Below are 12,643 nucleotides of genomic sequence, written 5' to 3'. Positions count from 1 at the left end.
GTCAGCCCGCACTCCCGAACCTGCGAATCCATCGGCGTTACGATTTGTCCATCAGCTGCAGGACGGACAGGATGACCTTGATGGCTTCCGCCCGCGTCGAAATGGCATTCGGAACGAATTTGCCGTCTCCGCGCCCTTCGATGATGCCCAGCTGCTTCAATTGCTCCGCGAGACTCCGTGCCCATGCAGGGATGGAGGCCGCATCGCTGAACGTCGACTTCATACCGTCATCTGTCAGTCCCATCGCCTTGGCGAGCAGGACGATCATCTCCGAGCGGCTCAATTCCTGGTTCGGACGGAACGTCTCGTCCGCGTAACCGGAGACGATGCCCGCCTGAAGCGCCTTGCCGATCGCCTCGGCTTCCCAAGCAGGCGCGTTCGCCAAATCCTTGAAAGCAAGCGTTGGCGCGGATGCTTGATAGCCCATCGCTTTCACGAGAACGGCAAGGAACTCCGCCCGCGTAATGGCCTGATTCGGCTTGAAAGTGCCATCGGGAAAACCTTTGATCAAGCCGTTGTCGACGGCTTGTTGAATATAGCTCTTGGCCCAGTTTCCGCTCACGTCGTTGAAAATTTGTTCGACAGGCGTAGGCGGAGCCGGATCTGTCGTTACCGGCGGTTCAACCGGCGGCTCGGGCTCCGTTACCGGTTCTTCCGGCTCGGCTGGCACTTCCGGCGTTGTCGGCGTACTCGGCGTTGATCCGTTGTTGCCGTCATTCTCATGGCCCGGCCCCGGCGGCTTAATGGCGATCGTGACCGTCGCCGTATTGGACACGCCTTTGCCGTCGCTCACTTGATAGGTAAACGTATCCTCCGATTCCGTCGTCACGTCGGCCGAAGGGGTATATGTCGCTTTGCCCGTTATGGCATCCGTAATTTCGGCCGTTCCTTTGACGCCGTTCGTCAGGATCGCGTACGTCAGCGGATCTCCGTCGGCATCCGTTCCTTTGAGCGTCAGGTCGATTGCGATCCCCGTCGTCGTATTGAACGACAGGTTCTGCGCGACCGGCAAATGATTGCCAGGCAAGATCGTAACGGTTACCGTGGCCGTATTGGAATCCGCATGGCCGTCATTGGCCTTGAAGGTGAAGCTGTCCGTCCCCGTTACGCCGGCTTGAGGTGTATATGTGAAGCTGCCGGTCGCCGGATCGACGATGGCTGCCGTTCCTTTCAAGCCGTTGCTCACGATGATGTACGTCAGCGAATCATCTACGTCCGCATCCGATGCAGACAGCGTCTCACCCGTCAGGATAACGTCCTGATTCGTGGAGAAGGCTCCGTTCGCCGCGACGGGAGCCGCGTTATCAGGCGTCTCTTCCTGCAGCGTGATCGTCACGGCCGTTTCCGCGGAAGTAAGCAACCCGTCCGAAGCGGTGAACGTGAAGGTATCCGTTCCCGGAGCAGCATCTTCATTCGGTACGTAAGTAAATGCGCCAGTGACCGGGTTCGTTACGGTCGCTACGCCTTTCGTTCCCTGCACGGCGATTTGGTAAGTGATCGGGTCGCCGTTCTCGTCGCTGGCGGCCAGAATGCCGTCGATCGGGTGTCCGACGGTCGTCGAATAGGTTCCCGGATGACCGACCGGCGCTTTATTCGCCTCGACCGTGACGGTCGTATGAATCTCCAAATTGCCAAAGGCTACAGTAATGACCGCTTGGCCGGGCTTTAAGCCCGTCACCAAGCCGTTGGCATCGACGGAAACTGTCGTTGCGTCGCTGCTTGCGAAAGCGAGCTTGCCCGTCGGCGCCAGCGCCAACGTGCTCTTGTCGATGTACGTGCCCGTTACGCCCAGCACGGCCGTTTTGTTCTCGAGCAGCTTCATGTTCGCCTGGTCGAAAGCCATGCTTTGCGGAACATTGACGCCGTCCGTCACCCAGATCGGATTGGAGAAGGCGAATTTGCCCCCGGTGCCTTCAATCTCCATGCGATAGAAGTCGCCTGGCTTCGCGTTATCCTGCACGTTCTGCGTCCAGCTCGTTCCCGTAAGTCCCGTGAACTCCTGCAGCACGGTGCCATTCTTGATGAGACGCGCTGCCGTCAAGCCGCCAGGCGCGGAACCGCTCAGCACGATCGTCGCTTGGCCGCCTGCCGCATCCACGGTCACGTCGGTGCCGATCTGTTGCCCGTTCAGGGTAAAGCCGAGGTCGATGTCCCCGTTCGTGCCATACAGCATGCCGGAACGAATCGCTTTGTACACGTCTTCCTTCGACAGCTTGTCCATGTAGGCTTTGATATGCGGATCGCCGACTTTGCCCGGATTATGGGCATCCGAGTTAGCAAGACCGATCAAATGGCGGCCTTGTACGTTCAGCTCGTCCCACTTCTTAAACGCGCTGTCGTTGACCGGATGCTTCGGCGGATAAAATCCGTTCCACACCTCGATGCCGTTGTAATTCTTAACGCTCCAATCATCCCACTCCAGGCCGGGATAGAAAGGATGCGCGATGAAATGCATGCCTTGGCCGTCATTATTCGCGCGCGTCTCGTCGATATAGCCCTGCGCCGGCTGGGCCCAGTTGATCAGGCTCGAGATATCGTAGGCAAGCGAGTGGCCGCCGCCGGTCGTAATTTCTTCGCCGAGCAGCTCCACGAAATCGGGACGGTTCTCCTTCAGCACGTCGTCCTTCTGCTTGATCGAGTTATGGTCGGTTGCCGTCAGGAAGTCCAGCCCTTTGTTCCGGGCAACGGTCGCGTTGTCGTTGATCGAGCCGCTGCCGTCGCTGTACCGGCTGTGCGTATGGTTGTCCCCGGAGTACCAGCCCGGACCGTTAACGAAGACTTGGTCGGTCTTTACCGTATACGGCGCGCCGTTCTTGGCGATATCGACTTCGATATTGCCATGGCCGCCGCTCGTAGCCGTCAAGTTCCAAGTCACCGTCTCGCTTCCGTTCGGCGCAATAGCCGGAATCGCGGCCTCGAGATTGTCCGTGGTCGACAAGTTGGCAGGAAGCTTCATGCTACTGGACAAGCCGGAGACCGTCGACTCCGAGCCGTTCGTAACGGTCAATGTCGCCTTGAAGCCATCTCCCGTCCCGAGCTCGCTCTTGTCGGTCGTCAGCTCCATGCGTACGCCCGTCTGCTTGCTGATGATTTCGTCGTATACGTTGCTGATCGCGACGCTCTTGTCGACGAGCCCTTCCGTACCCGTCGCCACGAGATGGCGCATGATCCGGAACTCGCCGTTCGCGGGAATCGTGATTTGCTTCTCGCTAATCACGTATGAATTGTCGCCGTATACCGTAAAGCCCGAGAAGCTGCTGTCGTATACGATTCCGTAGGCTTGGCCCGAGGTCCCGTACTGGGCAAACCACGGCGCCGTCGGCGTGTACGTCGCAAGATTGGGCAGTTGGCCCGTGCCCGGCACGTAAGAGAGCGTTCCTGCTCCGTCATGATCGAGCGCATCGCCGGCATAAGCCGTTAGCGGCGTCCCGGTCGTATTCTTGAAGACCGTCTCCGCGTCGATCCATTGCTCCCCGCTTTTGACGGCGTAGGTCGTCTCGACATCGATGCCCGGCACTTCGGAATACGTCCCTTTCACCTTGACCGACGCTTCATCCGGATTGGACGCCCCGACCTCGACGCTCGTATTGGTTACTGTCTCGACGTCCCAAGGGTTCTTGGTCGGCATAATGCCGGTTCTCAAGTACGGAAGATTGATCCAATCCAGGTCGTCCTCCATGCCTTGAGCGGAGAAATCGAGCGGGCGTCCGATCGAATTCTTCAGTTGCGAGTCGACGGTCGTCTTCGCGATCGTCATGGCGAGCTTGGAGTTCTGCAGGACGATATCGTCCATCGAGCCCTCCGCCAGCGCCCCTAGGAGATGCACGCCCGTGCCAGCCGATACGGAGATCGGCTTCATCTCGTAATCCATCGGATACGCGATGGACGAATCGGGCGTAATCTCGACCGAGCTGGACTTGGACTCGTAGCCGGGTCTTGAAGCCGTCAGCGTGTAAGTATTCGGCGGCAAGAACAGCTCGTATTTGCCGGCGGAATCCGTCGTTACCGTACCCGCAACCTGGGCGTTGATGTTCTTGGCGACTAGCGTAACGCCCTTGATTCCCTCTCCCGAGGCGGAATCCGTAATCGTTCCGCTGACTTTGCTGTAATCGGGCACGTCCGGATCTAGGACGGATAGCTCTCTGGCATACGCGGAGAAGTTATCGTACGCGTTGCCGCGCTCCGACGGGATCTCCGTCATGTGATACCAAGTAATCTGCTTGCTCTCGCCCGCTTTCACGCTGGCGTCGAACCAAGCACCGAAATAGATGTTGCTGCCATGTATGGCAGTCGGCTGACTGTCCAGCCAAGCAATGGCATGAGCAGGCTCGCCGGAGGACGTGTCGGTTCCGTCATAGACATAATTCTCGTTCCAGCCCGTGGTCCGCAGTCCGGGCAACCAGCCAATGCCAGGCGCGTACGAAACCTGCGCTCCGGGTACGTCGGGATCAAGCGAATACAAGAAATAGCCCGCGAAGTCCTTCGTATCCGTGTTGTTCAGCGTCATCGTCATTTTCATGATCGGCGCATCCGGCAGCATTTGGTATTTGACCGAGCTTTTGATCTTGGCATTGCCGTCCCATTGACCGGAAGCCACGATTGCGTCTCCGACTGCGCCGATCGTTTTCAGATCGAGCTGGGAGCCCGTTTGGCCGTATTTATCGTTCATCGTTGGACTGAGGACAAGCTCCGACCAGTCCAGCGTTTCCTTCATGTTCGCCTTCGGATCCTTGGATACGAAATCGATGGGCCACCCTTTCTTGTAGGAGCCTTGCGAATTATTTCCGCCTACCTTATTGGAGATAATAGCGACGGCCTTGTCGTTCTGGACGTAATAGTAGGTATCCCCGGCAGCCACGTCTTTCCCTGTCGTGCCTTCGTAAGTAAATCCCGGATCCTCCGTCGAAGTGCCTGCCTTCACATCCGCCGGCAATGCGGCATAAGACTTGCCAACCGGCAATACGCCGAGCACAAGCGCGGCAGCCATGCCCGCATTCAACCACTTTTTCCACATATGTATCGCTAGCTTCCCTTCCCGTTTAGTCATCTGCGTACCAACGCTTTACCGAGCTTAGTGATTCTTTTGACCTCGCCCATTTCATGTACTAAAGCGACATAAGTCTACAATTATCGTGTTAATGGGATGTTTCCAGCACATGAATAAATTGTTAATACGAACGTGAATAGTGCAGCCATCTGCCGCAAACGAATCCTTCTGCCTTATACGGCACAGGATGATCGTAAATATTAAGGTTTCATAAATCAGGAGTACATCCGCTAGAATGACTGCTTTAATTGTTTAAGTCGTTAAACTAGACCGCCTAATAGAACGCATAAACCACGGCAAAAAAACAAGGGCTGCCCCTGAGCTCGCAGCTCGCGGGACAACCCTTGCCATAATTAATGTTAGCTAATATTGGAAAATGTGCGCGGCCGATTTCAATCCCAGCTGCGCATCGGCTTCTTCAGCCCGTCTTCGATCCAGAGAAACCGTCCCGTGACCTCGTCGGATTCGGGAAGCAGCAGATCCAGTATCAGCTTCACCGATTTCTCCGGCGAATCCCCGCCGGTCCGTTCCACCCAAGCGACCCAATCCTCCAGCTCGCCTGGCACGCGAACGGTATCTCGGATCGCCTCGAACATCTCCGTCTTCACCTCGCCGGGATGAAACACGTTCGCGGTGACGCCTGTTCCTGCGAGCTCCGCCGCCAGCTGCCGCGTAAAATGATTCAGCGCGACCTTGCTTGTCGCATAAGCGCTGTTTGTTCCTTCAGGCTCCGCGAGGGAGGCGGCGGATGTCACGTTGATAATTCGCCCCCAGCCCTGCTTCACCATATCCCCGGCCAATGCCCGGCAGACCAGATACGGACTCACCGTATTGATCAGGATCGTATCCATCCACCCCGCCGGATCGCTCTCGAGAATCGGACCGATCTCTTTGAACACGCCCGCCGCGTTGACCACGACCGCAGGAACGCCGTAGTTCGCAAGCACATGGCCGGCCATCGCATTCACATCCTCGAGCTTGGCAACATCCGCCGCGAACGAATACGCGGTCCCGCCTTCTGCTTCGATTAGTGCCGCCGTCTCCTCCAGCTTCGCGGCTCTGCGTCCGACAAGCACGACGCACGCGCCCTGCTTGGCCAAACCGACCGCGATCGCCCGCCCGACGCCGCTGCCTGCGCCGGTCACCAGCGCAAGCTTTCCTTGCGCAGCTCCGAATTGATCCGTCATCCCGCTCTCTCCCCTGTTATCTCGAATAGGTTACGAATCTTACGAATCTACCTTCACGATCCGTAGGTAGAACTGTACGTCTGGTTAGGTTCCTGCATCGTTCGTTGTTCCTGCAAGCGTTCCCGTTGGTTTCGCGCAAATCGTCATTTCGCGCCACGGGTTAGCTGCCAAACACATGCAGCGTTACGTCTCCTGTTGGACACGATGGAGCACGATGATACAATACGTTTAATATCGCTTCGATCGCACATGCTCACGATGAGAAGCGGCTTGATTAGATTGGAGGTCATGCAAATGCGCAAGCTAATATTCTTCATCGGTCCTGCCGGCGCAGGCAAAACGACGCTGGCCGAGGCATGGATCCGGCGGCACGGCGGCGCTTACCTGGACATGGATACGCTGCTTCGGCCGGCAGCGGTAGCGCTGATGACGCTCGCCGGCCGCGATCCGGAGGATCGGGACTCGCCGTTCTACAAACAGCATTGCCGCGATCTCGGTTACCGAATAACGATGGATGCCGCTCTGCAGCAGCTGGCACTCGATCGAGACGCCATTGCGGTCGGTCCGTTCACCCGGGAAACGGAGGATGCGGATTGGCTTGAACATGAGCTTGCCCGAATCGGAGCGTCGTCAGCTAACGTGCTCGTGAAGGTCGTAGACGTCCATCTGCCCGATGAAGACGACTACCTCTCGCGCATCCGAAGCAGAGCATCGTCCCTCGACGCCTGGAAGCTGCAGAATTGGCCGCAATTCCGGCAATCGCTGCAGCGCCGGAAGGTTGCCTGGCCCCTGCCTCCGTCAGCCGTTCTCCCTTTCGACAATTCCGGCCCCTACACGGAAGAAAAGCTGGCGGAACTGGAACGGTTCATCCTGCGGAGCTGAATGAACGGCGAGGCCGATATGCCCGAACGCCGTCACGCACAGACATACTCGGCTACTCCCAGAAAATCGTTGCCGCGCCGCGAAGCCGCGCCAAGCCTTCCACGAAATAATAATCGCCGTAAATCAGCGGAACGTCGACGTTCCGGCCATCCGGGAAGTGGCTGGTGCCGCTCAAGATGAGACCCTCTTGCGACTCGTCCTCCCACGCGCCGTAATTCCGGTACAGCGACTCCAGGATGCGGATCGCGGCCGGACGGTATGGCGCATCCTTGTCGGTCACCAAATCCGCCAACAGCAGCAGCCCGCTCGCCGCGCATGCACCCGCGGAAGAATCGCGGCAGCGTTCGATACCGTCCGGAAGCCGGAAATCCCAATGCGGCACGCTATCCTCCGGCAAATGCGCGATGAAGAAATGCGCGACCCGCTTCGCCGCGTCCAAATACGCCGTCTTGCCCGTGTGGTGGTACGCGAGCGTCAAGCCGTAGAGCGCCCATGCCGTACCGCGGGACCACGCGGATTCCGGGGCGAAGCCTTGACCGCCGATGTGCTCGACGCAGGCACCCGTAACGGGATCGAACCGGACGATGTGATAGACCGAGCCGTCCGGACGAATGAATTCGGCCAGCACCGTATCCAGATGTGCTTCAGCCACATGCCGGTACCTCGGATCATCCGTAATCCGGGAAGCCCAGAAGAGCAAGGGCATATTCATGGCGCAGTCGATAATCGCAAGGCCGGCGTTATCCTCGCCTTCCCGCCAAGGATTCCATGCGCGGATATAGCGGCCCTTCAGGTTGAACCGGGCTGTCAGAAAGTTGGCCGCGATCAAGGCGCGCCGCTTGGATGACTCCGAGCCGAGCAGCTTATACTGCGCAATGCTCGTGAGCGTCCACATGAAGCCCATATCGTGATCCAGTTCGTCGAACCCCGCCAGCACCGGATCAAGCCCCTCTTCGCATGCTTCGGCCAGCTTCCGGAACGATTCGTCCCCATTGTCGCTGTACAGCAGCCACAGCAGGCCCGGCCAGAAGCTTGCCGTCCACCAATCCGGCGCTTCCAGCACATAGGTTCCGCCGACGCTGGCGTGCGGATATCCGCTGCCGATTCGCTTGCTCGTTCGGGCCACCTTCGTCACCGTTTGATTCCAAGCTTCCTCGAGCCAATCTACCGTTTGCTTCATAGACTTCGCCTCCCTGCTTACATTATAGAAAACGTTTACATATTCGTATATCGTTAGTTGGCGATTCCTCTTGCTTGGAAGCTGGCGACCCGTCTGATCGGATTAACGAAAACGAAAGGTCAGCGTGACCCGCTGCTCCGACTTTGGCGCACGCACGTTGAAATCGAGCGCATACCACACGACTTCTCGATCGGAGTGGTCGCGCATTTCCCGGCGTTCAATCATCGGTTGCAGCTCGGCCGCATCATAATCGATAACCATCGCGCGTCCCGATTCGCTTGACAGAACAACGCTCGACTTTCCCTCCAGAACGGGGGCGATCCGGGTTACGATCCGCTCCGTGACCGAGACGGGCGGCGAGGCGAAACGGAACGTATCCTCGAGCACCAGGACCGGAAGCGAGCTTTTGCGCCACTCAAAGCGTCGCTGTAGTACCTCCAACTGCGGCAAACGATAAGCACCTGCCATATCGAATCGAAGCTCATCCTTCAGATCGCCGATGGCTACGGTCACATCGCGGGCGGCATTCTCCCTGCCTTCCAGCTGATAGCCGCCGTCCACGATCGGAACCGAGTGGCCCTGCGAGCCGTTGCAATCGTAGCCGTACCTTCCCGCGCCGAAATAATCGGCCGTATATTCGCCGCTGCCGAGATCGCAGACGAACGTCTCGCCGTCGCTCGTGAGGATAAATTGTCCGATATCGTTATGGTTATGCGGCTCGAGGTTATGGCCTCCCTTAGCAGCAAAGCCGAACCGGCCGTGCTCGTTGACCTGACGGGAAACGAACCATTCGGCATCCGGCAGATAGAAATCGCCGTCTGCCCAGCTATCGCCGCTCTGCCGCGGATCGAACCATAGCAGGTTGCGGAAGGCATGCGCCCAGCGGCTGCAATGATCCTCCGTATAAGGCGCGCGAAGCCCGCTCGGCGGTGCCGTCGTCTCCGGATACAGAGCGGTCAAATAATGCGAGAGCCCCAGCTGCACGGGTGCATGCGGGACGGAATCGGAGAAATTGACCGTCAGGCCACCATCCAGATAAGCCTTTTGCTGAAACTGGGCGATCTGCCGAACCTTGTCGCCGCGAAACGGATTCACCGCGCCCCGTGTCCTCTTCTTCAACAGATCCGCGAAATAGACGAAATACCCGAACCCGTAATTCCAATACCCGACGCCCTCGAGACAAGCGCCATCCTCGCCAAAGCCGGCCAAATAGTGATCCATGGCACGGAGCGCCTTCTCCACGATCTCCGCGAGCGGCTCCGAATCATCCAGCAGCAGGAGCGCTGCGGATCCGATCGATCCGGCACAGACCGATGCCCAGTTGTGTTCGGCGGTCTCCCAGAAGTAAGGACCCTGGAGCAGGTATGGCTTGAACAGCCGCTGGACGACTTCTTCGACGATCCTGCTGCGCAGAAGCGGAGGAAGTTCGGCTTCCGTCAAACTCAGAATCTCGATGAGCGCGAAGCCCGTCTCCGCGGAGAACAGATCAATCTGCGTGCGGCGTTCCCTCCTGCTCCATTCCGGCGAATCGACCGTGAAGCGTTGACCTCCGTCGACTTCCGTTGCATTCCTGAGGTGGGCCGGCAGGCACCAAGTATATTCATTGCAGATCGACCACAGGATATCGTGCAGCGCCGAGCGGAACGTCTCATCGCCAGGCTCAAGCAGCGACAAGAACGCCATCGTATTAAGCCTTCTCCGTTTCTCGAAATAGAGCTTCTCGAAAGCCCGCCTGTTGCCCGTCTGTTCGAACAGCGCAAACAGCGAATAACTCAGCTCCGGAATCGGCTCGTTCAGCAGCCGATCACCTTCGGCGCGAATTTCCGCGACGATGTTCTGATAAGCATTCTCCTCGCGGATTCGGCTCCAGAACCGTTCCTGCGTCTCGCCGCCCGGCGGAAATAAGAGGCCTGCTCCCGCCGGCGCTCCTTCCTTCAAGCTAGCGCGAATCGAATCCCCGTTCATGTGATCCCTCTCCCCTGCATGAATTGGAGCTTGGCTATCCCTATCCCCATTATTCATTGTACCTAAATTTACCGGATGGTTTAGTATTAATCGCTGTGAACTCGCAGAAAAAAGACAATCGATTGCTTGGGCGGCGGTCGGATGACATTCTTAGGTAATTACGAAAACAAGAGCTGCGACAAAGGCGGACGATGAAAAAAACAGCGCCGGATCCGTGAAGGATCCGGCGCTGTTGGATATCGACTTTGTTCCGGCCAGCCTGCTGTTCCAAATCGGACACAGTTCCGAATCGAACGAGTTCCGAATGGGCAGCCGTTACAAATTAACGGCGTGGAAGGTGTCCCCTCCCTCGACCGTACCGTTCGCGAGCCCTTTGGCGAACCAGCGCTTTCGCTGCTCTGACGTGCCGTGCGTGAAGCTCTCCGGCACGACATAACCTTGCGCCGCCTTCTGGATCGCGTCGTCGCCCACCGCGCTTGCCGCCGTTAACGCTTCATCGACGTCGCCTTTGTCCAGCAGCTGCTTCCCTTGCTCCTGCTTCGCCCATACGCCGGCGAAATAATCCGCCTGCAGCTCATACCGCACGGAGAACGCATTGGTCTGCTCCTTGCTGGCATTGCGGCCCGGCCGGGAATCGTCTCCGCTGCCAAGCAGCGTCTGCACATGATGGCCGACCTCATGGGCAATGACGTAAGCCATCGCGAAATCGCCCGCGGCATGGAAACGGTTCTGCAGCTCGTCGTAGAAGCTGAGATCGATGTAGAGCTTATGGTCGCCCGGGCAATAGAACGGACCGACGGCCGACGATGCCGACCCGCATGCCGAATCGACGCTACCCGAGTAGAGGACGAGCACCGGTTTCTCGTAAGTCAGCCCTTCCTTCCGGAAGATGTCCGTCCATACGTCCTCGGTGTCGGCGAGCACGACGGACACGAACTGGGCCAGCTCCTTGTCCTGCGCCGTTTCTTCATATGGCGTCCCCGTATCGGATCCTGTGATGCCATTCAATAAATCCCCCGGGTTGCCGCCGAGCAGGACGACCAGAAGCACGATTACGATCGAGCCGATGCCTCCGCCGATCACCGTCTTCCCGCCCATTCCGCGGCGGTCCTCGACGTTGCCGCTTGCCCTTCTCCCTTTCCATTGCATGAGCGGTACCTCCCTTTGCCTATCACGTTTTACGTTATGATTACCCAAGGAAAGCATTTTTCTCTCCAACTGGTAAAATTATTCTCATTTACGCCTGTTTTCCTGCCGCGCATCTATCGTACGGAGCTGAAGCTCCGGAAAATTCGACGATAACGACTTTGGTGCGGAGCGCCACGGGAGGATCGTCGAAGTTGACGGTGAAAGCAGCGGTACGGACAAGCGCATATCCAGAGGCATACTTTACATTCTCAACGATGCTACGGTTTCATATACAGCTTGCGATACTGCAGCGGCGAGACTCCCTCACGTTCCGTGAATCGACGTGTGAAATGGGATAATTGCCGAAAGCCGATTTCTTCCGCAATCCGCGTAATGGTCAATTCCGTTCGGAGCAGCATCAGCTTCGCCTGCTCGAGGCGGTAATTCTGCAAAAACTCCAGCGGCGTCACGCCGTACGCCTGCTTCATGCAGCGCGTGATATAATTCGGATGAAAATGCAGCGCCCGGTGCAAATCCTCGTTCGATATCGCTTCCTGGAAGTGCTGCTTGAGATACGCCTCCGTCTTCTCCGCAATCCGGATCGCCGGCAAAGTGCGCTCGATATGCTGCTCGCAGCTCAGATGCGTCAACAGCTCCTGGAAGAGCTGCTGCTTGCGCCAGGCGGTACCCGCCTGGGACTCCTGCTCCAGCGCCGTCAGCTGCGCCATGAGCTTGAATGTCTCCGGAGGCGCGTCGACCGTGGCATGCCTCGGCAGATAGATCGCGAAGACGTGGTGCATGGACATGCCCGTCTTGCGGCCGTGCTTCTCCTTCAATTCCCCAAGCCACTTCCCTTCCGGCTTGTCCGGCTCGGCGGCCTCCTCCCATTCCCCGACGGATTGAAAATGAAGCCAATAAAAATGCGTCTCCTCCGCACATGGCGCGAACGAATAATGATGGCGCCCCGGGGCCAGCAGCAGCATTTGGCCAGGTCCGACCGTCCAGCGGTTCCCCTCTTCGGCCATATGCAGCGCCCCTCGCGTCACCACCAGGAGATCGAATACGGGGAAACCGTACCGATTCGGATGCTTGTCGCCTTCATGATACATATCCTCGCCGCAGTCCAGGCAGTACGGGATCGGCGGCACCGCGAAAACCATCATCAAGCTCGCGTTCATTCGAGAACCTGCAGTGTGAAATGGGATAAAAAGAAGGTGATTTTCCCCATAGTCAACTTGTCTTGATTATTTTACT

The 12,643-nt window shown here is 57.9% G+C and carries 7 protein-coding genes; 1 reads left to right on the top strand and 6 read right to left on the bottom strand.

All coding sequences use genetic code 11. The features are described 5' to 3' along the window. Positions 1-37: 37 nt before the first annotated feature. Both AC0YNU_RS17445 and AC0YNU_RS17440 read right to left on the bottom strand, forming a co-directional pair. Positions 38-5,014 carry a CehA/McbA family metallohydrolase gene (locus AC0YNU_RS17445; RefSeq protein WP_475758783.1) on the bottom strand — a complete coding sequence of 1,659 codons (4,977 nt, stop codon included), beginning with the start codon at positions 5,012-5,014 and terminating at the stop codon, positions 38-40. A gap of 425 nt (positions 5,015-5,439) precedes the next feature. Further along, the gene (locus tag AC0YNU_RS17440) at positions 5,440-6,234 is read right to left on the bottom strand and encodes an SDR family NAD(P)-dependent oxidoreductase (RefSeq protein WP_475758781.1); all 795 of its coding nucleotides are present in this window, start codon (positions 6,232-6,234) and stop codon (positions 5,440-5,442) included. Between the two features lie 294 nt (positions 6,235-6,528). On the opposite strand from AC0YNU_RS17440, the gene AC0YNU_RS17435 reads away from it, so the two are divergent. Next, positions 6,529-7,116, top strand: coding sequence for a P-loop nucleotide/nucleoside kinase family protein (locus AC0YNU_RS17435; protein WP_475758779.1), 588 nt, complete (start codon positions 6,529-6,531; stop codon positions 7,114-7,116). Positions 7,117-7,168: 52 nt separating this feature from the next. On the opposite strand, the gene AC0YNU_RS17430 is transcribed toward AC0YNU_RS17435, so the two are convergent. The 4 genes from AC0YNU_RS17430 to AC0YNU_RS17415 form a co-directional block, all read right to left on the bottom strand. After that, positions 7,169-8,296 (bottom strand): glycoside hydrolase family protein, encoded by a 1,128-nt coding sequence (locus AC0YNU_RS17430; RefSeq protein WP_475758777.1) that lies wholly within the window; start codon positions 8,294-8,296, stop codon positions 7,169-7,171. Positions 8,297-8,398: 102 nt separating this feature from the next. Further along, positions 8,399-10,261 (bottom strand): heparinase II/III domain-containing protein, encoded by a 1,863-nt coding sequence (locus AC0YNU_RS17425; RefSeq protein ID WP_475758774.1) that lies wholly within the window; start codon positions 10,259-10,261, stop codon positions 8,399-8,401. Positions 10,262-10,576: 315 nt separating this feature from the next. Further along, positions 10,577-11,410 carry a KPN_02809 family neutral zinc metallopeptidase gene (ypfJ, locus tag AC0YNU_RS17420; RefSeq protein ID WP_475758773.1) on the bottom strand — a complete coding sequence of 278 codons (834 nt, stop codon included), beginning with the start codon at positions 11,408-11,410 and terminating at the stop codon, positions 10,577-10,579. A gap of 257 nt (positions 11,411-11,667) precedes the next feature. Next, positions 11,668-12,567 carry an AraC family transcriptional regulator gene (locus AC0YNU_RS17415; RefSeq protein ID WP_475758771.1) on the bottom strand — a complete coding sequence of 300 codons (900 nt, stop codon included), beginning with the start codon at positions 12,565-12,567 and terminating at the stop codon, positions 11,668-11,670. Between the last annotated feature and the right edge of the window lie 76 nt (positions 12,568-12,643).

Source organism: Paenibacillus sp. J31P316, assembly GCF_056269105.1.
The sequence above is the reverse complement of the archived record's forward strand: the minus strand, read 5'-3'. Positions and strand labels throughout refer to the sequence as shown.